The organism is Kitasatospora sp. NEAU-69 (genome assembly GCF_057158765.1).
Genome location: NZ_JBWXUE010000016.1, coordinates 19,550 through 39,858 on the forward strand (window position 1 = coordinate 19,550; position 20,309 = coordinate 39,858).

The 20,309-nt window shown below is 74.1% G+C and carries 12 protein-coding genes; 4 read left to right on the forward strand and 8 right to left on the reverse strand.

Annotated elements, in window-relative coordinates; genetic code table 11:
* Nucleotides 1–423 precede the first annotated feature (423 nt).
* The 4 genes from AC060L_RS19885 to AC060L_RS19900 all read left to right on the forward strand — a co-directional run bounded on the left by AC060L_RS19885 (nt 424) and on the right by AC060L_RS19900 (nt 5,249).
* Entirely contained in the window at nt 424–1,965 is a 1,542-nt protein-coding gene (locus AC060L_RS19885; protein ID WP_483800154.1) for a Cys-Gln thioester bond-forming surface protein, read from the forward strand.
* A 262-nt stretch (nt 1,966–2,227) separates the two neighbouring features.
* Nucleotides 2,228–3,892 (forward strand): energy-dependent translational throttle protein EttA, encoded by a 1,665-nt coding sequence (ettA, locus tag AC060L_RS19890; protein WP_483800155.1) that lies wholly within the window; start codon nt 2,228–2,230, stop codon nt 3,890–3,892.
* 101 nt (nt 3,893–3,993) lie between these two features.
* Nucleotides 3,994–4,479: an acyl-CoA thioesterase gene (locus tag AC060L_RS19895; RefSeq protein WP_483800156.1), complete on the forward strand. Its 486-nt coding sequence runs from the start codon at nt 3,994–3,996 to the stop codon at nt 4,477–4,479.
* A gap of 2 nt (nt 4,480–4,481) precedes the next feature.
* Complete coding sequence (locus AC060L_RS19900) at nt 4,482–5,249, forward strand: DUF8010 domain-containing protein (RefSeq protein WP_483800157.1); 768 nt, start codon at nt 4,482–4,484, stop codon at nt 5,247–5,249.
* Nucleotides 5,250–5,324: 75 nt separating this feature from the next.
* Here the strand turns inward: AC060L_RS19900 and AC060L_RS19905 are convergent, their stop codons facing one another.
* The 8 genes from AC060L_RS19905 to AC060L_RS19940 all read right to left on the reverse strand — a co-directional run bounded on the left by AC060L_RS19905 (nt 5,325) and on the right by AC060L_RS19940 (nt 20,305).
* On the reverse strand, nt 5,325–6,305 hold the full coding sequence (locus tag AC060L_RS19905) for an ABC transporter ATP-binding protein (protein ID WP_483800299.1): 981 nt from the start codon (nt 6,303–6,305) through the stop codon (nt 5,325–5,327).
* A gap of 116 nt (nt 6,306–6,421) precedes the next feature.
* Complete coding sequence (locus AC060L_RS19910) at nt 6,422–9,505, reverse strand: hypothetical protein (protein WP_483800158.1); 3,084 nt, start codon at nt 9,503–9,505, stop codon at nt 6,422–6,424.
* On the reverse strand, nt 9,502–12,951 hold the full coding sequence (locus tag AC060L_RS19915; RefSeq protein WP_483800159.1) for an FtsX-like permease family protein: 3,450 nt from the start codon (nt 12,949–12,951) through the stop codon (nt 9,502–9,504). Before AC060L_RS19915 ends, AC060L_RS19910 begins: the two co-directional genes overlap by 4 nt.
* A gap of 337 nt (nt 12,952–13,288) precedes the next feature.
* Entirely contained in the window at nt 13,289–13,693 is a 405-nt protein-coding gene (locus tag AC060L_RS19920; protein WP_483800160.1) for a globin, read from the reverse strand.
* A gap of 122 nt (nt 13,694–13,815) precedes the next feature.
* Nucleotides 13,816–14,949 carry an FHA domain-containing protein gene (locus tag AC060L_RS19925; protein ID WP_483800161.1) on the reverse strand — a complete coding sequence of 378 codons (1,134 nt, stop codon included), beginning with the start codon at nt 14,947–14,949 and terminating at the stop codon, nt 13,816–13,818.
* 55 nt (nt 14,950–15,004) lie between these two features.
* Entirely contained in the window at nt 15,005–16,351 is a 1,347-nt protein-coding gene (locus tag AC060L_RS19930; protein WP_483800162.1) for a VWA domain-containing protein, read from the reverse strand.
* 130 nt (nt 16,352–16,481) lie between these two features.
* Nucleotides 16,482–17,726, reverse strand: a complete 1,245-nt coding sequence (locus AC060L_RS19935) for a PP2C family protein-serine/threonine phosphatase (protein ID WP_483800163.1) — start codon at nt 17,724–17,726, stop codon at nt 16,482–16,484.
* Nucleotides 17,727–17,731: 5 nt separating this feature from the next.
* The gene (locus tag AC060L_RS19940; protein WP_483800164.1) at nt 17,732–20,305 is read right to left on the reverse strand and encodes a serine/threonine-protein kinase; all 2,574 of its coding nucleotides are present in this window, start codon (nt 20,303–20,305) and stop codon (nt 17,732–17,734) included.
* Between the last annotated feature and the right edge of the window lie 4 nt (nt 20,306–20,309).

Here is a 20,309-nt window from a genome sequence, read left to right on the forward strand (position 1 = left end):
AGGTTCTCTCGGCGGTCTGAGCCTTGGCCCGATGGGATGGGTGGGGTGCGATCGGAATTGGTGTTGTTTCTGCGTTCAAGTGCGGCGCGACTTGAGCATTCGTTGAGCATTCGACGACACTTCTCGCGCTGCCGCAGGCAATGGAGGGTCAGAGAGTCGATAAAGTGACGAAAAATCTGTCGAGCCGTCAGCTCCGAGGGCAGGCCGTCGGCTTGATAACGATTCTGATACGGAAGTGGCATTCGGGGGCGCAGAGGTTTTTCGCCAGGTTGCGCTCAATATGATGCGTCTGGTTCAGGCAAGTGCGGCAGCGCCTCAGGGGGCGCGGCAATGCGCGGCGGGCCGTCATGCACGCGGCTTAGCCCGGAGGGGTCATCTATGTTCAACAAGCAAGGGCGGGTCGTCTCCCGCATAGCCGCTGTCATGCTCACGTCGAGCTTGGCAGTCGGTGGCGGGATCGCCATGGCGGGTGCGGCCGCAGCTGACGGTGGCACCGGTGGTTCGGGTGCGACCGCGACGCTCAGCGGCAATGGTGTGAACGTCGGCGGCGACATCATGATCAACGATGACGCCCACCCGGTCGGTGGCGGCCTGATCGAGCTCACGACCTCCAACGGCGCCAAGCTCCTCACCTACTGCATCGACCTCTACGACCCGACCTACAAGGGCGTGCCGTACCGCGAGGCGGACTGGTCGCAGACCTCGCTCCAGCAGAACAAGTTCGCGCAGAGCATCAACTGGATCCTGCAGAACTCCTACCCGCAGGTCAGCGCGGACGCGCTGGGTGCCAAGTGGGCCAACGTCGGGCAGCTCGACGAGAACCAGGCGGCCGCGGCCACCCAGGCGGCCATCTGGCACTTCTCGGACAACGTGACGGCGACTCCGACGGACAAGACGGCCAACACCCTGGCCCAGGATCTGATCACCGAGGCCGCCAAGCACGCCAACGACACGCAGGAGCCGGCTCCCTCGCTGGCCCTGGCGCCCACCGCGGTCGCCGGTAAGAGCGGTGCGCTGCTCGGCCCGATCACCGTCAGCACCACGGGTACCTCCGTCAGCGCCGGCCTCGACGCGACCTCGGCTGCCGCCGGCGTCGTCCTGGCGGACAAGTCCGGCAACGTGCTCTCCGGTTCGGACGGCAAGCTCACCGCCGCCGCCACGAACAACGAGCAGCTCTTCGTCAAGGCCCCGGCCGGTGCGAACGCGGGCGCCGCGACCATCACGGCCTCGACCTCGGCGCCGATCCAGGTCGGCCGGGCGTTCGTCAGCACCAGCGAGCAGAAGCACCAGACGCTGATCCTGGCCGGCACCCAGACCGACAGCGTCACCGCCACCGCGGCCGCCACCTGGACGCCGAACGGTCCGGCCCCGGCCTTCTCGGCCAAGGTGGACTGCGCGAAGAGCCAGGTCGTCGTCACGGCCACCAACAACGGTGACCAGGACTTCACCTTCACGCTGACCCCGACCGGTCAGCCCAGCCAGACGGTGACCGTGAAGGCGGGCGGCAGCCAGCAGGTCTCGGTGAGCGTGCCGCAGGGCAACTCCTACGACATCGCGGTGACCGGCCTGGACAACAAGGTCCAGCACTTCACCGGCACGCTGAACTGCCAGGTCGCCCCGACCGGCCCGGCGCCCAGCCCGGTTGCCAGCACCACCCCGAGCAAGCCGGCCACCTCGCCGAGCGGCACCCCGGCCGGCAGCACCCCGAGCCGTTCGGCCAGCCCGTCCGCGAGTGCCTCGGTGAGCGCCAGTGGCACGCCGAGCGCGAGCGCGAGCGCCAGCACCACCGCCGGCACGGGTACCACCGGTTCGACCGGTACCACGGGCGGCTCCAGCCTGGCCTTCACCGGTGGCGGCAGCTCCGCCCCGCTGATCGCGGGCATCGCCGGTGCGCTGGTGCTCGTCGGTGGCGGAGCGGTCTTCATGATGCGCCGCCGTGGTCGCCACAGCCGCACCGCGGCCTGAGGCGCCCTGAGTCACTCTGAGTGACTAGCCGGTGGTCCGGTCCCTCCTGGGGCCGGGCCACCGGCCTTTGCGTCTCCTGGGCCCCTCCCCGCGCCCCGTGCCCGCGCCCCGTGCCCACCCCTGCGCCCACCCTCGCAACACCCCCGTCGACCCCGCTGCGCCGGGTAAAAATTCGGGATGCGGCCCCCGGTGCGGCACAATGGAACGCTGCAAGCCCGAACACACATCGACTTACTCCTCGACGACGCCGGAGCGATCTCACGTGGCGGAATTCATCTACACCATGCGCAAGGTGCGCAAGGCACACGGCGACAAGGTCATCCTTGACGACGTGTTCCTCAGCTTCCTCCCCGGAGCGAAGATCGGCGTTGTCGGACCCAACGGCGCCGGTAAGTCCACCGTGCTGAAGATGATGGCCGGACTGGAGCACCCCTCCAACGGCGACGCGTTCCTCACGCCTGGTTACACCGTCGGCATGCTGCTGCAGGAGCCGCCGCTCGACGAGTCCAAGACGGTGCTGGAGAACGTCCAGGACGGCGTCAAGGAGACCAAGGCGCAGCTGGACCGCTTCAACGAGATCGCCGAGCTGATGGCGACCGACTACTCGGACGCGCTGCTCGACGAGATGGGCCAGCTTCAGGAGAAGCTGGACCACTCCAACGCCTGGGACCTCGAGGCCCAGCTGGAGCAGGCCATGGACGCGCTGGGCTGCCCGCCCGGTGACTGGCCGGTCACCAGCCTGTCCGGTGGTGAGCGTCGCCGCGTCGCGCTCTGCAAGCTGCTGCTCGAGGCACCCGACCTGCTGCTGCTCGACGAGCCCACCAACCACCTCGACGCCGAGTCGGTGAACTGGCTGGAGCAGCACCTGGCCAAGTACGCCGGCACCGTCGTCGCGGTCACTCACGACCGGTACTTCCTGGACCACGTCGCCGAGTGGATCCTCGAGCTCGACCGCGGTCGCGCCTACCCGTACGAGGGCAACTACTCCACCTACCTGGAGACGAAGCAGTCGCGTCTCAAGGTCGAGGGCCAGAAGGACGCCAAGCGCGCCAAGCGGCTCAAGGAGGAGCTGGAGTGGGTCCGCTCCAACGCCAAGGGCCGTCAGGCCAAGTCGAAGGCCCGTCTGGCTCGCTACGAGGAGATGGCGGCCGAGGCGGACAAGATGCGGAAGCTGGACTTCGAGGAGATCCAGATCCCGCCGGGCCCGCGTCTGGGCAACATCGTCGTCGAGGTGGAGAAGCTCTCCAAGGCCTTCGGTGACAAGGTCCTGATCGACGACCTCAGCTTCACCCTGCCGCGCAACGGCATCGTCGGCGTGATCGGCCCGAACGGCGCCGGCAAGACCACGCTCTTCAAGATGCTGCTCGGCGAGGAGACGCCGGACGGCGGCACCATCAAGGTCGGCGACACGGTCAAGACCAGCTACGTCGACCAGAGCCGGGCCAACATCGACCCGCAGAAGACGCTGTGGGCCGTGGTCTCCGACGAGCTCGACTGGATCAACGTCGGCCAGGTCGAGATGCCGTCCCGCGCCTACGTCTCGGCCTTCGGCTTCAAGGGCCCGGACCAGCAGAAGCGCGCCGGCATCCTCTCCGGTGGTGAGCGCAACCGCCTCAACCTGGCGCTGACCCTCAAGCAGGGCGGCAACCTGCTGCTCCTCGACGAGCCGACCAACGACCTGGACGTCGAGACGCTCTCCTCGCTGGAGAACGCGCTGCTGGAGTTCCCGGGCTGCGCCGTGGTCATCTCCCACGACCGTTGGTTCCTGGACCGGGTCGCCACCCACATCCTCGCGTACGAGGGTGAGAGCAAGTGGTTCTGGTTCGAGGGCAACTTCGAGTCGTACGAGAAGAACAAGATCGAGCGGCTGGGCGCCGAAGCGGCTCGTCCGCACCGGGCGACCTACAAGAAGCTGACCCGCGGCTGACGCTGTCGGTCTTCGACGCAACGTCAGGAAACGGCCCGGTCGAGTGCCCGTTGGGGCGCCCGGCCGGGCCGGTCGAATGAGTGGATGAAGGAGAGACTGTCGTGGCGCGCCACATCTACGCCTGCCCGATGCGGTGGTCCGACATGGACGCCTTCGGTCACGTGAACAACGTGGTCTTCCTGCGGTATCTGGAGGAGGCCCGGATCGACTTCATGTTCACCCAGGCCACCGCCGCCGGCGCGGGGGAGTTCGCGGGCGGCTCGGTGGTGGCCCGGCACGAGATCGACTACAAGCTGCCGCTGGTGCACCGCCCGGAGCCGGTGACCGTCGAGACCTGGGTGACGAAGATCGGTGGCGCCTCGCTCACCGTCTGCTACGAGGTCAAGGACGTCGCCGAGGACGGCAAGGAGACGGTGTACGTCCGAGCGTCCACCGTTGTGGTGCCGTACGACCTGAAGGCCGCGCGCCCGCGCCGGATCAGCCCGGTGGAGCGCGAGTTCCTCAGCCGGTTCATGGACGGCGCGGACGACGTGGCCGGCGTGGACGAGTCGAGGACGGCCGACCGCGGCACGAAGGTCGCGGCGTGATCGTGACCGCCCCCCTCCGGCTCGCCGATCCGCGTGAGGCGGCGGACCTCGGCGCGTTCCTGGGCCGGCTGCTGCGCTTCGACCGCGCGGCCGCGGTCCGGATCCAGGCGCATCCGGCTGGTGAGGGCGCGGCCGTGGGCGGTGTGCTCGCGGTCTTCGGGCGGCTGCCGCTCGGCAGCACCGCGGTGCTCGCGGTGCGCACGGCGCGCCTGGCAGCGCCCGCCGGAGGTGCGCCCGCCGAAGGTGCGGCAGGCGAGGGCGCGGCGGGCGAGGGGGGCACCGGTCCGGCCGATGTCACCGTCTCGGCGGGGCAGTTGCTGGAGGGCGTGGACGAGGAGCGCGGCGAGCTCGCCGTGCCGCCGCCGGTGACCGGCCCGGCCTGGGCCGGCCTGCTGCCGCCGCGCACCGGCTGGCGATCGCTGCGGCTGCCCGCTCAGGCCGAGTTCGGCGCCGATCTGGTGCTGCCTCAACTGTTCGCCGCCGTAGCTGAGTTCAAGCAGCGCACGGCTGAGGTCCCGGAGCACCACCGGACCCGGGCCGCGCTGGACGCGATCGCGGACGAGATCTGGTCCCGCCCGCTCACCGCGCTGCCCGAGCTCCCGCTGCGGGCCGTGCACGCGGCCTACCGGATCGGCTTCCTGCACCCGGGCGCACCGCTCTCCGCGCACCGCGCCGGCAGCTGGCTGCGGCTGAGCTCGCCGCTCGGCACGGTCCTGCTGCGTGCGGCCCCCGCCCCGGGCGTCGGCCTCGGGCTCACCCCGCTGGCCTGACGCCTGACGCCTGACGCGCCACCGACCCGGGGCCGGGCGGCCTGCTCTGGCCGCCCGGCCATACGCCCGGCTGTGCTACGCCCCCGGGTGGTCGTCCGGCCGGACCGCGATGTGGTCGGCGGCCAGGTCCACCGCGACCCGGTGCTCCATTCCGAGCGCGGCCAGGAACTCGCGCGGCAGCTGCACCCGCCCGGTGCGGTCCAGCATCACGTACTCCCGCTCGCTGACCGACTCCCGGCCGTCCGCGTCCGTCCGGGTCTGCCGCAGCACCTCGGAGCTGGTCCGCCCGTCCCGGATCGCCACCGTGCGGCGCACCTCGCCGGCCACCATCGGGTCGTGGGTGACGATCACGACCGTCGCGCCGAGCTCCCGGTTGACCGTGCGGAAGGCCTCGAAGATACCGGCGGCGGTCTCCGAGTCGAGCTCGCCGGTCGGCTCGTCGGCCAGCAGCACCGCCGGGTTGTTGGCCATCGCGACCGCGATCGCCACCCGCTGCTGCTCGCCGCCGGAGAGCTGGGCGGGCCGACGGTCGGCGAGGTGCGCGATGCCGAGCGCCTCCAGCAGCTCGGCGGCCCGGGCGGCCCGGCGCCGACCGCGCCCGGCCGACCAGGACTCGCCGTTCACCTGCATCGGCAGCGCGACGTTCTGAGCGGCCGTCAGGAACGGCATCAGGTTGCGCGCGGTCTGCTGCCAGACGAAGCCGACCACCGCGCGCCGGTAGCGCAGCCGCTCCCGGGGCGTCATCGTCAGCAGGTCGCAGCCGCCCACGGTGGCCGAGCCGGCGGTCGGCACGTCCAGCCCGGCCAGGATGTTGAGCAGCGTGGACTTGCCGCTGCCCGAGGCGCCGACCAGGGCGATCAGGTCACCCTTGTCGACCAGCAGGTCCAGGCCCTGCAACGCCTGCACCTCGACCCGGTCCGCACTGAAGATCCGCACCAGGCGGTCGCAGGCGATCACCGAGTCGTGCCCGTAGGCCGGGCCGCTGCGCCCGGCCGTAGCCCGGCGCTGCAACTCCTGGTAGCTCGGCTCGGTCCCGCCGACCGGGCCCCCGACCAGGACGTCGGCCGAGCCGATGTCCGATGCGGAAAGGTCCCCCGCGCGGCCCTCCGGGAGGCTCCCCGTAGAGGTGCCTCCTCCCGAGACGTCCCGCGAAGTGTCGTCCTTCGAAGCGCTCACCGCTGGTCACCCGCTCTCAACTCGGTAGTGATCTGCCGCCGTCCGGCGATGACGGTCTCCGCGAGCACCACTGCCGCCGACAGCGCGGCCAGCCCGCCCGCCTGCCAGGCCACCGGCCCGGGCGCGGGTGGGAACCCGCCGGGCACGCTCGCCCCGACCATGGCCGAGAGGTTCACGGCGCTACCGAGCAGTGGCGCCGTCAGGCAGGCGACGCCCGCTCCGGCGGCGGCCGCCGCCAGGGGCTGCGGCAACGACTCGATCAGGATCAGGGCCAGCCCCTGCCGCGGCCGAAGGCCCATGGTGCGCAACCGGGCCAGCAGCGCGGCACGTTCGGGGGCCGCCCGCAGCAGGGTCAGCAGCAGCGCCAGCAGGCTGTAGCCGGCGGCGGCCGCGACGGCGGCCCAGAACAGCCGGTCGGCCGAGTGCTGGAGCGGGTCGGAGCTCAGCGCACGGACGTAGTCAGCCCGGGTGGCCACGGCGAACCCGCCACTGACCGACCTGCCGTCCGCGGCGAGCTGGTACGGATCCCCGGCGGCCGCCGGGACGGTTGCCGAAGCACCACTGGCTCCGCTGCCGCCGTGCTTGGTCAGCCGCTCCAGCAGCCCGGCCAGCGAGGCCGTGCTGATCCCGTCCCCGGTCCCGAACCACGTCGTCGGCCCGTCCAGCAGCGCCTTCGCGCCCGGCAGCTGGCGCAGCACGCCGTCGGCCGGAAGCACCAGCACCGGCCGGTTCGAACCGGTCCCCAGCACCGGCGTGCCGGTGACCGTGCCGGCCACCTTGAACTGGAGCTCCCCGTACCCGCCAGGCAGCTGGGTCGCCTCGGTCCCGGTGCCGAGCCGCCCGGCGATCACCCCGCTGACCAGGGCCGGTACCGGGTCGTTCGGCCCGAGCTTGGACGAATCCAGCAGCGCCGGGTCGAACTGCCCGATGCCGACCCGCCGGGCCAGCGCCGCGTAGCCCTGCGGATCGACGATCACCAGCGTCATGCTGTCGAGCATGCCGTTGTCGTCGGTGCTCACCGACGCGTCGTTGTCCACCACCACGCTGGTGCCCGCCCGCACCCCGGGCAGCGCGGCGGCCGCCGCGGCGAAGCCGGCCGGCAGGGTGTCCGCATCGGCGGCGGACACCCGGGCGTCGGCGCCGACGAGCTGGCGCACCGCCAGCTGGCGGCCCGCGTCGGTGGCGGTCAGCACCGTGACGCCGAAGCCGGCCGTGGTGACCGCCAGCAGCAGCGCCATCAGCGGCAGCACGGTCGGCCCGGAGTGCGCCTGCCCGGCGCCTCCGATGCCGCCGGCGCCACCCGTACCACCAGCACCGCCGCCCCCACCAGCACCGCCACCCGGCGAACGGCTGCCGGTCCGGGTGACCCGGGCCAGCCCGAGGAACCCGATGCCGCCCGCACGCCCCGCCGCCCGCCGCACGAACGGTGCGAGCAGCAGCGGGAAGAGCCGGGCCAGCAGCACCGCCCCCGCCACCGCGAGCAGCAGCGGCGCGGCGCTCAGCAGCAGGTCGAGCGAGCTGCCGGCCGGTGTCACACCGCGTCGCCGCACCGCCAGCACGGCGCCGACGGCCAGCGTGAGCGCGGCCAGCTCGGCGGTCAGCCGGCGCGGGTCGCCGAGCAGCCGGGCGGCCAGGCCGGCGAACCGGCCGCGCGCCGTGCGCCGCCCGGTCGCGCCGCCGCGCCGGATCCGGCCCGGCGCGGCGGCCCGGAGCGCGGCCAGCGCGCGCAGCGGGAAGGCCAGCAGCGCGAGCAGCCCGACCGCACTCCCGGTCAGCACCGCGGTGCCCCAGCGCGGGGTGGGCAGCAGCGCCAGCGCGAGTGCGGTGCCGGCCGCGGCGGCCGGCAGCACCAGCACGGCGGTCTCGGCCAGCAGCCGCCGGCCGACGCCGAGCAGCGAGCCGCCACGGGCCCGCAGCAGGACCAGTTCGGCCTGCCGCCGGTCCACCGCGAGCCCGGCAGCGAGCAGCAGCACCACCAGCGCCACCGCGCCCGCGCCGAGCGGGCCGATCGCGAACAGCGGTGCGGAGGCCGCCTGTTGCTGCCGGGCGTTGCCGAAGGCGGTCGGCAGCTGCGAGGTCACCAGCAACCGGTCGATGCCCGTCGCGGTCGGCAGTGCCGCGCCCTGCGGGCCGTCCAGGATCGAGGCGATCAGCGTCTGCGCCTGGCCGAGCTGGTAGGCGTGCAGGTGCTGCGGATCGATCGGGAGCTGCCAGAACAGCTCGGTCTTGGCCCAGCCGGTCAGCGCGGGTGCCTGCTCGGAGCTGACCAGGGCCTGCACGTTCCAGTAGTCGGACGGCGGCACGCCGGTCTTCTCCAGGCACGGGCTGTTGAGGCAGCCGGTGGTGCTCCAGAACGCCTCGCCGGGGTCGTTCGGCTGGTAGAGGCCGACCACGACCGCTTCGACCGTCGGCTCGTGGAAGTTCGGCGGCATCGGCGCCATGCGGTTGCGCATGGTGCTGCCGAGCACGCTGCCGAGGGTGACGCCGAGCTGGTCGGCGTCGACCTTGGAGAGCAGGACCTCGAAGCGGGCGGCGCCGTCGGCGGCGATGGTGGTGGGGCCGGCCGGCAGCCGGCCGGCCAGCAGCTTCAGGTGCGGCTGGGCGCCGTGCAGCGCGATCAGCGAGAGCCTGGGGTCGTAGCCGTCCGGGCGCGACAGTTCGGGGTTGGTCAGGTACCGGAAGCCGGTGGTGTGCACGCCGTAGGCGTTCTCGGCGGCGGACGGCGCGAGCGGTGCCACGAGCTGGGCGTCCAGCACCTGTGCGACGTGCACGGCGCGCTGGTCGGTGTAGAACGGCGGGTCGGTACCGGCCGCACCGCTGCCCGCGCTGCCGTCCGGAGCCGGCTGGCTCGCGCTCGCGTTCAGGCTGCGCGCGTACGGCGGGGTGTCGTGCAGCAGCCGGGCCACCGCCTGGTCGGCGTCCCGGTCCACCGTGCGCGGCAGCGCGGCGGCCAGGAACGCGGTGCCGAGCACCAGCACCGCGAGCAGCAGCGCGGCACCCCGATTGGTCCGCAGCCTGGTCCGCACCCACGGGGCACCGGCGGTCGACCGGGTGCCGGCGACCTCGGTTCGCTCGCTCACAACTCCTCCTGGTGGCGCAGCCGGGCGACGGTCTCGGCGGCGCGTGGCCGGCGGAGCACCCGGTGGACGGTCAGTACTCCCGGCAGCACGGCGATCCCGAGCAGCAGCACCAGTACCGGCCCGAGCGGCAGCTGGACCAGCGCGGCGGGGACCGGCCGGTGCGCGGCCGGGGTGAGCACGGTGAGCGGCACCACCAGGCGCACCAGCACCGCGCCGAGCAGCGTGCCGACGCCGAGGCCGAGCACGATCAGCACGCCCTGCTCCGCCGCGGCGGTGCGGGCCAGCTGCCGGTACGGCGTGCCGAGCGCGCGCAGCACCGCGAACTCGGCGGCCCGCTCGCCGGCCGCGCCCACCGCGGCGGCCGCGAAGCCGATCGCGGCCAGCACGGCGGCGGCCGCGGTGAGCGCGAGCAGCGCGCTCTGCGGGGCGGCGGCCAGCGGGTCGTGCCGCAGGCCGTCGAGCATGTCACCGTTCAGTTGGAGCTCGGCCGGCACGGTGCCGGCCCGCAGCGCGGCGGCCGCCCGGGCCGGCACGCCGTCGCCGGGCCCGTTGCCGGGCAGCCACCACTCGGTGGGCACCAGCGAGTCCCCGCCGGTGGCGGCGATCACCCGGTCGGCGCCGGCCAGGTCGATCAGCAGTGCGGCGCTCGGCCCGCCGCCGTCGCCGCCCGCGGTGGGCAGCGCGTTGACGGCGGCGGCGATCCGCACGGTGAGGTGGCTGGTGCCCAGCGACACCGGGACGGTCTGGCCGACCGAGGCGCCGGTGGCGGCCAGGAAGCCCTTGGTGGCGACCCCGTCGACGCTCTGCGGCACCGGCGTGGCACCGGGGCCGTCGGCGGAGACCGTCGCGGTGCTGATGGCCGTGCCCACGCCGGTGTACCAGCTGAGCGAGAGCGGGGCCTGTGGGCCGGTAGGCGCCACGGTGGCGTCCGTGCTCGGCAGCTTGGGGCCGAGCAGTTCCTTCATCTGGGCGAGGTCCGACGCCGGTGCGGTGTGCACCTGCCAGGACAGCCCGGCCGGCACCGTGGCGGCTGCCGCCGGCGTGCCTGGGGCGGCGGAGCCGTCCACCGCACGGATCTGATGGATCGTCAACTGCTGCTGGTAGCCGCTGCCCTGGTCCTCCGGGTAGGAGACCTCGGCGCCGGTCAGCGTGAACGGGTAGGCGCCCTGGCCCTGCGGGGCGGCCAACTGCGCGCCGAGGTCGGCCGAGTAGGTGCCGTCGCCGTCGGCCGGCAGCCCGAGGACCACCGCCTCGAAGTGGACGCCGAGGCGGTCCTGGAGTTCGAGGCGCAGCGCCGGCGGGCTCGCGGGCGGCGGCGTGGCGTCCGGGTAGGTGCCGTCCGGGTACGGATGCGCCGGGTGCGGGAACGCGACCGGGCCCGGCCCGGTGGTGCGCACCGTGGCGTCCAGGTCGATCCGGGTCGGCCGGCCGGGCAGCACGATGCCCGCCGCGGGTCCGCTGGGCGCCGGGGCGGCCAGCGGCGCGAAGAGCTGCGTCGCGCTGCGCCCGCCGGTCAGGTCGGGGCGCAGCCGGATCGAGCCGGCCGCCTTGGTGTCGACGGCGAGCAGCTGGCCGTTCACGCCGTCGTGCAGCGGCATCGGCTGCCGGGAGACCGGCAGGAACCGGCTGCCGCCCGGCAGCGCGTCGATCACGCCGCCCTGGCCGAGCGAGGGGACGCCCAGGTCGGCGACCCGCAGGCCGTCGAGCGTGGCGAAGTCGGCCTGGTCACGCTGCGAGGTCTCCAGGGTGGCGGCCTGGCCGAGCGCCAGCATGCCCATCGAGACCGCGAGCACCATCAGCAGCACCGGACCGTTGTTGCGCTGCGGGCGGCGGGCGAACTGCCAGCCGGCCAGCGCGGCCGGCAGCGCCCGCCCGCGGGCGGACAGGCGTTCGCCGAGCCTGGCGACGAACGGCAGCACCCGCAGCACCAGTGCGGTGCCGGCGCAGAGCGCCAGGGTGGGCGCGAGGACCAGCACCGGGTCGATCCCGAGCCGCCCGCTCGCGTCGGTCGAGATCGCGCCGCCGCCCGCGGTGCCGGCGCCCGCCGTCGCGCCGCCCGATGAGCCGCCGGCGGGGGAGTAGTGCGAGAGCTGGAGGTAGCCCAGGACGGCCAGGGCGAGCAGCGCGAGGTCGGCGCCGGACCGGGCCAGCCCCCCGGCCAGCGCCTGGCGCCGGCCGGCCCGCCGCTGCACCGCGGCGCCGGCCGCCCGCAGCACGCTCGGCAGCAGCACCACCAGCACGGCCACGCCGGCCACCGCGAACGAGACCGCCCAGCTGCCGAGCGACAGCCCGCCGCCCAGCCGCACGCCGGCCCGGGCCAGCGGCCCGTAGCGGCCGAGCAGGGCGAGCAGTGCGGGGACCAGCAGCGGTCCGAACAGCGCGGCCGGCAGCGCGAGCAGCGCGGCTTCGGCCGTGCTCAGCGCGACCAGCCGGCCCCGGGCCGCGCCGCGCGCGGTGAGCAGCGCGTTCTCGGCCTGCTGACGCTCGCTCAGCAAGCGGGTCACCAGGATCAGCGCGGCGGCGGCCAGCACGGTGAGCTGGAGCGCGCCGATCAGCAGCGTCGAGCGGGCCACCAGCAGGTCGCCGCGCAGGTCGGCGAGCGCGGCCGGGAGCTCGCTGGTCACCTGGAAGCCGCTGCTGGTGCGGAAGTCGGCCAGCCGGGCGCCGGTGTGGGTGCCCAGGGCGTCCAGGTCGGCCGCGTGGGCCTGGGCGAAGTCGCCGGTGATCAGCCAGCTGAGCCCGGACTGGGTGACCGCGCCACTGGCGAAGGCCTGGTCGCCGACGAGCAGCGGGCCGTAGGTGGTGAAGCCGCTGACCGTGAGGCCGCGCCCGGCCAGCGGGTCGAGCTGCCAGTACGGGTCGGTGCTGTCGGCCGCGTGATAGGTGCCGGTGACCAGCACGTCCATACCGCTGCCGTCGAACCGGTCCACCAGGTGCAGCTTCGCCGGCAGGTCGGCGGGGCGCAGACCGAGCCGGTGAACGGCGGCGTCCGGCGCCGCCACCTGCACCGGTCCGGCGGCACCCGCCTCGGGCAGGTGACCGGCGGTCACCGCGACCCGGGCCGGATCCAGCGAAGCGAGCAGGGTGAGGTAGGGATCGCCGGGACGGCCGTCGGGGCCGGGCGCGCCGGGGCCGGGCAGCGCGTACGGATGGCTGCGGCTGATCTGCCGGACGGTGGTCGGCAGGCCGCCGAAGACGTCGGTGGCCAGCGTGCGGACCTGCTGATCGGCCGCCGCCCGGCCGGACAACGGGGTCTCGTCGGTGACCTGCACGGTGGCCCGGGCCCGGTCCTGGACGGCCAGCGCCCTGCGCACTCCGGCGTCGCCCACGCCGCCGTCGAAAGCGGTGAGCGCGGCGAGCACGGCCGCGGTCAGCACGATCGTCAGCATCGCGGCGCAGGCCAGCGCGGGCCTGCTGCGCAGCCGGCGCAGGACGAATAGGCCCATGGCCGCCCGGTCCCCGATGGTCACGGTCCTCCCCCGTGTCGAAGGACGGCACGGATGTCGCCTGCTTTCCACCCGTTGACGCCGGCTCCTTCGCGCCGCCCCGTGACGGCGCGAAGGAGTGGGGCATTCCAGGGCGGCGGGTCGCACTGGACCACGATGGCGCCGTACCGAACAGGGCAGGATGCTGCCAGAGCGCAGGCACCGACCGGAAGGGACGGCCGAGGATCCTGCCCGAAGGGGCGGTGTTGCCCGAAGGGGCGGGCCGGTGGTGGGCCCGGTGCCGCGGGGCAGGCTGGGGGAACGGGCGGCCCGCGGTCAGTCGGCGGTCAGTCGGCGGTCAGTCGGCGGTGTTGATCATCGATGCGGCGGCATACGTCATGTAGTCCCACAACTGCTGCTCGGCGTCGGCCGGCAGCTCCAGCTCCTCCACCGCGACCCGCATGTGCCGCAGCCAGGCGTCGTGCGCGGCGCGGTCCACCTTGAACGGGACGTGCCGCATCCGCAGCCGGGGGTGGCCGCGCTCGTCGCGGTACGTGCGCGGGCCGCCCCAGTACTGCATCAGGAAGAGCGTCAGCCGCTCCTCGGCCGGGCCGAGGTCCTGCTCGGGGTACATCGGCCGGAGCAGCTCGTCCTCGGCCACCCCCTGGTAGAAGCGGTGCACCAGCTTGCGGAAGGCGGCCTCGCCGCCCACCGCATCGAAAAAGGTCTCCTCGCGAAGTTCACCGCGTCCACTAGTCGTCACCCGACCATGGTCGCAGACCGCCGCGGGCGCCGTGAAGGAGGACTTCCGCGCCCGCCCGAACCGCCCGCCCGAGCTGCCCGCTCCGAGGGGCCCGACCCGAGCGGCGGGTCGGGCCCGAAGCGTCACGCCCGGTGCAGCGTGATCGTGGTCCAGGCGCCGATGTGGATCCGGTCGCCGTCGTTCAGCGGGATCGCGGTGTGCGGGGCGAGCGGCTCGGCGCCACCGTTCATCGTGGTGCCGTTCGTCGAGTCCTGGTCGACCAGCACCCAACTGCCGTCCGGCTGCTCGGCCAGCAGTGCGTGCTGGTGCGAGGCGCCCGGGTCCTCCGGCGGCACCGACAGGTCGATCTCCGGCACGGTGCCGCGGTGCTGGCTGCGCCGGCCGATCCGCAGCTGGCCGCGCCCGGTGATCGGGATCCGCCGCTCGGGGCAGTACGGCGGGAAGAACAGCCCGGCCGCGTCCGGGCCGCTGCGCGCCATCATGTCGGTGAAGTAGTCCCGGTCGGCGCTGACCACCGCGATCCAGTTGGTCCGCTGCGGCGGCTGCGGGGCCGGCTCCTGGCGCACCGGCGCCGAGGGCGGCTGCAGGTGGAACGAGGTGCCGAACTCGCCGGCCGGCGGGGCGGGCGGCGGGTAGCCACCGGGGGCCGCCTGGTACTGCTGCTCGCCGTACTGCGGCGGCTGCTGCTGGTGCTGCGGCTCGCCGTACGGCGATTCCGGCTGCTGCGGCTGGTGCTGCGGCTCCGGCTGGTAGGGCGACTCCGGCTGGTACGGCGCCTGCTGGTACTGCTGCTCGGCGTGCATCGGCTGCTGCTGGTACTGCTGCTGCTCGCCCGGCTGCGGGTAGCCGTAACCGTGCGACGGCGGGGCCTGCGGCGGCTGGCCGGGCTGCGGGTAGCCGTACCCCGGCTGCTGCGGCTGCTGCGGGGGCTGCTGCATCTGCGGCAGCGACTGGCTGCCGGCCAGCTCGTAGTCGTAGCCGCACTCCTCGCAGTACCGACCGGTCTTCGGGGTACGGCAGATCGGGCAGGTGACCAGGCCCTCGGTCGCTCCGGGGATGCCCCCCATGCCGCTCAGGCTGCCCATGCCGGGCATCCCCGGCATGCCGGGGGGCATCGGCGGCGCCTGCGGGGGCATCGGCGGCGGCGCGCCGAACTGCCCGTGGGCGCCGCCACCCTGGGCAGGGTGCATGGCGAGGCCGCAGTAGTCGCAGTAGTCGTCGGACTGCGACTCGTGGCCGCTAGGGCAGATCGGCATCAAGTCCCCCACTTTTCGGCAGGTTCGGCCCGGAGCGGAACCAGGTCACGTAAGTTCACTTCTTCACACGAACGGTCTTGGTGGAGCGGGTCTCCAACGTGGTGGAGGCCTCCTCGCTCACGTCCTTACGGAACCGAACCGTACCCTCCTTCGGGTCCACCACATCCACCACCTTCTGCAGAAGCTTGAACGTGCCCTCGTTCCCGGTCTGCTGGGCGAGCCTGACGGCCGCGCCGAGCTTGGCGGTGGCGAGGTCCTCGTTGCCCGCCCGGTAGGCCTCCAGACCCTCCTGGATCGACTCGGCGAGCTCCGCCTGGCCGGTGTAGTTGGCGACCTGCGGGCTGATCCGGGTGGAGGAGGCCAGGTCGTCCGTCCAGACCGCCTTGACCAGGCCCTGGGCGAGCACCTCGCTGCTGCCGTCGGCCTGCGGCAGCACCAGGCTGATCCGCGCCGCGAGCATCTCGTTGCCGACCGCGGCCGCCGGGACCTCCACGCAGACGTGGTAGTCGCGGCTCTCGTCGCCCCAGGAGCCGGTCGGGTAGTCGCCGGCCCGCGGACCGGCCTCGGCCCGGCGGCCGGTCAGGTCCTCCAGGTTCGGGGCGACCTGCTTGACGAACTTGACCACCGCGTTGGCCGGCGTCCAGACGCGCAGCGCGACGTCGGCGACCTGCTTGCCCATCGCGGCCGCCATCATGCCGCGGAAGTCCTCGGCCAGGCCGGACGGCTCGGCGACGATGTCCACGGTGCCGAGCAGCGTGGAGGCGATCCGGCGCAGCTCGGCGACCTCCCAGTCGGTCCCGACGCCGCGGCAGTCGGCGGTGAAGTGGCCGGTCACCCGGTCCAGCACGCGCTGCAGGTCCTCGGGCTTCTCGTGCTCGTTGCGGCCGTCGGTGAGCAGGATGCCGTGCCGGATCGCGATGTCGCGGCGGGTCAGGAAGAGCTTGTCGGCCTTCTCCAGCCAGGTGCCCATCGCCGTGCCGCCGCCCGCGGTCAGCCGGCGCAGCGACTGCTTGGCCTCCTCCCGGGTGGCCGGCGAGGAGACCGCGAGCCCGCCGTCGGCCGGGTAGATCTCCTTGGCCTCGTGGGTGCCGGCCACCACCGCGAAGGCCACGCCGTCGCGGATGATGTCGATCGCGGCGGCGGTCGCGTCGCGGGCGTTGCGCATCTTGGTGGGCGGGTAGTCCATCGAGCCCGAGCAGTCGACCATCAGCACCACGGCGGCGTCCCCGCCGGCCGCGCCGCCGCCGTCCTGCGCGCCCAGCGGACGCCCGCCGGTGGTGCCGCCGCCGGTCGCGGTGACGCTGACGATCGCGTTGACCTCGCGGGCACCTTCGGCGAGGTACTCGTTCTGGAAGATCTCGGTGGTGAATCGGGGCAGGTTCGACTTCGCCAGACTGGCCATGGCCGTGGGCTCCTGAGGGTCTCTCGTGGGGATCGTGGTGCTGAGTCGGGGGGGGTAGGCCGGGGTGGCAGGCACGGACGGTTCGGGCGATCAGACGATCGGAACCGCTGAGGCCGCCGGGGCCGTGGGATCAGCCGGGCTGCTCGGTCGCCGCGGCCGGCGGCGTCGGCGGCGCCGTCGGCGGTGCGGCGTGCGCCGCGCCCTTCGCGCCACCGAGCGGGACGGTCCGGCTGGTCGGCGTCGGGCTGATCACCGGCAGGTCGAGCAGGGTCTCGGTGTACTCGGCCGCGACCGCCGGCTGCACCGGCAGGATCGCGACGGTGATGTTGTCGTGCCCGCCGGCCGCGATCGCGAACGAGACCAGCGCCCGGGCCGCCCGCAGCGGGTCGGTGCGCGCGTCGGTGCGGACCAGGTCGGCCAGGTCGGTGGCGGCCTCGGCGTAGTTCCACAGGCCGTCGGTGCAGACCAGCAGCACGCCGGGCACGTGCGGGGTGAAGCCCGCGGTGTGCGGGTCCACCTCCTCGGCGTCGGCGCCCAGCCAGCCGGTGATCGCGTGCGCCCGGGCGTCCGCGTACGCCTCGGCCTCGCTCATCAGGCGGGCCGAGACCATCCGGGCGGCCCAGGAGTCGTCCTCGGTCAGCCGGTAGGGCTCGGCGCCCTCCCGGTCGTCCGGGATCCAGTACGCCCGGCTGTCGCCGACCCAGCCGACGGTGACCGCGCCGGCCGCCGCGACCGCGCTGACGAAGGTGCAGGCGGGGGAGTTGCGGTCGACCTCGGGCGCGGTGCCGTCGTAGGCGAGCGCGGCGACCGCCTCGGCGGCGGTCAGGATCGCGAGCCGCATCGCCTGCTCCGGCGCGCTGCCGTGCTCCAGTGCGCCGAGCAGGGCCTCCGAGGCGGTGTCGGCCGCGGTCTGCGAGGCCTCGTCCGGACGGGTGGCCGAGGAGACGCCGTCGCAGACCACGGCGACCACGGCGGGCGTGCCGTCGGGCAGCGAGGTGGCGGCCACGGTGAACGAGTCCTCGTTGCGGTGGTGGCGCAGGCCGCGGTCGCTGACGGCCGCGACGCCCGCCAGCGCACGCTCCATGTGGTCGCGCGGGCGGGGCTGGGCGGCGCCGCAGGCCTCGCAGTAGCCGTCGGGCGAGATCAGCGGCGAGCCGCACTGCACGCACCCGCCGGCCCCGGCCGCCACCGGCTCGCCACCGGCGGCAGCGTGAGCGGCGACGGCCTGAGCGGCAGCGGCAGCGGCAGGGGCGGTAGCGGGGACGGCGGCGGCCGGCTCGACGGGCTCGGCCAGGCTCAGCCCGCAGACGCCGCAGAAGACGTCGTCCGGGTCGAGCGGCTCGCCGCAGTTCGGGCACAGGATCGGTGCGGACATCGGCGTCACACCCAGGTCCGCGGGCGGGTCCGGTTGGCGCGCTCGACCAGCGCGATCCGGGTCTGCGGCTGTTCGGCGAGCCGGGCCAGCACCCGGTACGAGCGCTCCAGCGCGAACCGCAGGTCGCGCTCCTCGGCCGGGTGGCCGAGCACCTCGACCCCGCTCTCGCTGACCGGCAGCGGCCGGCTCGCGGTCGGTACCGGCCGGCCGGCCAGCACCCAGCCGAGCGCCGCGTCCAGCACCTCGACCGAGAGCTCCTCGCGCCGGCGGTCGTCCAGTCCGAGGCTCTGCAGCTGGGCCGAGCCGGCCGACAGGTCCTCGCCGAGCGGCTCCTGCGGCGAGCGGGCGCGCAGCCGGGCCCGGATGCCCGCGATCCGTGCGGCGGTGTAGTGGCTGGAGGTCTCCGGCACGCTCTCCAGCGCCCGCACCGCGCCGGTGCGGTCGCCGGCCGCCAGCCGGACCCGGGCCAGGCCGAAGGCGGCGCTGACGTAGGAGTGGTCGGCCGACCAGACCAGCCGGTAGAACTCGGCGGCGTCCTCGCCGTTGCCGAGCAGCTCGGCGCAGACGGCCAGTGCCAGCTTCGGGGCGGCCTCGCCGGGGAACGCGTCGTAGATCGCGTCGAAGGCCTCGGCGGCGGCCTGGGCGCGGGCCCGCAGCACGGCCGGCTCGGCGGTCTCGCCGGCCGAGGTCAGCTGGGCCAGGCCGCGGTACCAGACCACCCGCCAGTCGTCCGGGTACTCGGACTGCAGCTCGGCCAGGTTCTGCTCGGCGGCCTCGTGCTCGCCGAGCTCGATCCGGGCCCGCAGCTCGCGCAGCCGGCGCTCCACCGAGTTGACCGGCGCGCCGGCCAGCGCGGCGATCGCCTCGCCGGGGCGGGTGGCGACCAGCGCGGCCAGGAAGCCCGCGTTCGGGTCGCTCGGGTCCACCCGGGGGACCGGCAGGGCCAGCGCGGCGCCGGCGCCGTCGAGCGCGGCGAGCTTCGGCAGGCCGGCTGCGGGCGAGGCCCCATCGGCCACCAACTCGGTGTCCACCACGCGCAGTTCGGGGCCGAAAAGGGTGGAGGGAGCGGGCCTGGGCTTGCCGTCCTGGAGGGCCAGGATCTCGCGCAGCACGCCGGTCAGCTGGTCGGCCATCTCCTCGGCGGAGCCGAACCGGCGGCTCGGGTCCGGGTCGGTGGCGCGCACCAGCACCCGGTAGTACGACTCGTACTGCTCGAAGACCGGCACCTGCTCGGGGCCGGGCAGCTCGTCCCGGTAGGTGGTGCTGTAGCCCTGGAAGTCGAAGCTGAGCACGGCCAGCGTGCGCGCCACGGTGTAGAGGTCGGAGGCCGGTGACGGTCCGTCGGTGGCGATCTCGGGGGCCTGGTAGCCGACCGTGCCGTAGATCGGGCCGTCGTCGTCGAACCGGCGCACCGCGCCCATGTCGATGATCTTGAGCGAGTCCTCGCTCTGGATCACGTTGTCGATCTTGAAGTCGCAGTAGACCAGGCCCCGGCTGTGCAGGTAGCCGAGCGCCGGCAGCGCCTCCAGCGCGTACGCGATCGCCTGCTCGACCGGCAGCGGCTCGCGCCGGCCCTGCTCGGTGCGACGCTCGTTCGCGATGTCCTTGAGCGACTTGCCGCCGACGTACTCCATCACGATGTAGCCGTCGACCGAGCCGGTGCGCAGGTCCGGGTGCTCGACGAAGTTGATGATGCGCACGATGTTCGGGTGGTCCACCTCGGCGAGGAACCGCCGCTCGGCGATCGCCACCGCCAGGGCGTCCTCGTCGCCGGTGTCCAGCAGGCCCTTGAGCACCACCCAGCGGTCGCTCACCCGGCGGTCCACCGCCAGGTAGATCCAGCCGAGCCCGCCGTGCGCCAGGCAGCCCAGCACCTCGTACTGGCCGCCGACCAGGTCGCCGCGCTGCAGCTTGGGGGTGAACGAGTACGCCGTCCCGCACTGCGTGCAGAAGCCGTCCGGGCGGCCCGGGCGGCCGTTCTTCTCCCGGCCGACCGGCGACTCGCACTTGCTGCAGAACCGCTTGCGCTCGGGGACCTCGGGGTTCTCCAGCACCGCCGAGGCCGGGTCCAGCTTCGGCACCGGCGGGACCGTCACCAGGCCGGCGCCGAGCCGGCTGCGCGCGCTGGTGCCGGCCGTTCCCTTGCTGCTGCGCACCGAGACCGAGCCGCGGGTGCCGGTCCGGGTCGAGCGGTGCGAGCGGGAGCGGCCCGACATGGTGCGGGAGGAGCCGGTGCGCGAGGAGCCGACCGAGCCGACCGAGCCGGAGTGGGCCTCGTCGGGCGCCTGCCGGGCGGCCGGGACGGCGGGGGTGCCGGTCCGGGTGCTGCCGGCCGCCTCGGCCGCCAGGCCGCAGGTGTCGCAGTAGCCGTCCGCGTCGATCGTGCCCGGGCAGCCGGGGGTGCGCCGGCAGGGCGAGCCGACCGTGGCGGTGGCACCGCCCGCCGGCGTGCTCGTCGGCGCGCTCTTCGCGGCGGCGGTGCCCGACACCGCGAGCGGCGCCAGCCCGCACTCGGTGCAGTAGCCGTCCGCGTCGATCACTCCCAGGCCGCACTCCGGCCGCACACACGCTTCGCCCATCACC

Bases quoted from the DNA above. Each gene is read 5' to 3' on its own strand.
- AC060L_RS19930 (WP_483800162.1), bottom strand. From the start codon at position 16,351: ATGGCCAGTCTGGCGAAGTCGAACCTGCCCCGATTCACCACCGAGATC.
- AC060L_RS19940 (WP_483800164.1), bottom strand. From the start codon at position 20,305: ATGGGCGAAGCGTGTGTGCGGCCGGAGTGCGGCCTGGGAGTGATCGAC.
- AC060L_RS19935 (WP_483800163.1), bottom strand. From the start codon at position 17,726: ATGTCCGCACCGATCCTGTGCCCGAACTGCGGCGAGCCGCTCGACCCG.
- AC060L_RS19915 (WP_483800159.1), bottom strand. From the start codon at position 12,951: ATGGGCCTATTCGTCCTGCGCCGGCTGCGCAGCAGGCCCGCGCTGGCC.
- AC060L_RS19885 (WP_483800154.1), top strand. From the start codon at position 424: ATGCTCACGTCGAGCTTGGCAGTCGGTGGCGGGATCGCCATGGCGGGT.
- AC060L_RS19925 (WP_483800161.1), bottom strand. From the start codon at position 14,949: ATGCCGATCTGCCCTAGCGGCCACGAGTCGCAGTCCGACGACTACTGC.